Here is a 367-nt window from a genome sequence, read left to right as displayed (position 1 = left end):
GTTCCCGAGCGGCCAAAGGGAGCAGACTGTAAATCTGCCGTCATCGACTTCGAAGGTTCGAATCCTTCCCCCACCACCATTATTCACTACAGCAATGTAGTTACCCCAATGAGCCATGCTGAAGTTTGCACTCATTGGGAAGGGTGAGAACCTTCGACCAAGGTTCGAGTCGAGCGAAAGCGAGACAACGTTGCCGCAGGTAACGGCCCGAAGGGTGAGGAGCGAAGCGACGAATAATCCTTCCCCCACCACCATTATTCAGCTAGTTCACAAAATCAGTATACCCCTGGTGGGGTTCCCGAGCGGCCAAAGGGAGCAGACTGTAAATCTGCCGTCATCGACTTCGAAGGTTCGAATCCTTCCCCCA

1 other RNA gene is annotated in these 367 nt (G+C 53.4%); it reads left to right on the top strand.

Going from position 1 to position 367, the window contains the following annotated elements:
- The first annotated feature begins 122 nt into the window (after window positions 1-122).
- A non-coding RNA gene (locus tag OGX91_RS00025) (RtT sRNA) lies at window positions 123-254 on the top strand.
- Window positions 255-367 lie beyond the last annotated feature (113 nt).

The sequence above is a fragment of the Citrobacter sp. Cpa228 genome (assembly GCF_030333085.1).
Taxonomy (GTDB): domain Bacteria; phylum Pseudomonadota; class Gammaproteobacteria; order Enterobacterales; family Enterobacteriaceae; genus Citrobacter; species Citrobacter pasteurii.
This window is presented reverse-complemented; position numbering and strand designations above follow the sequence as displayed.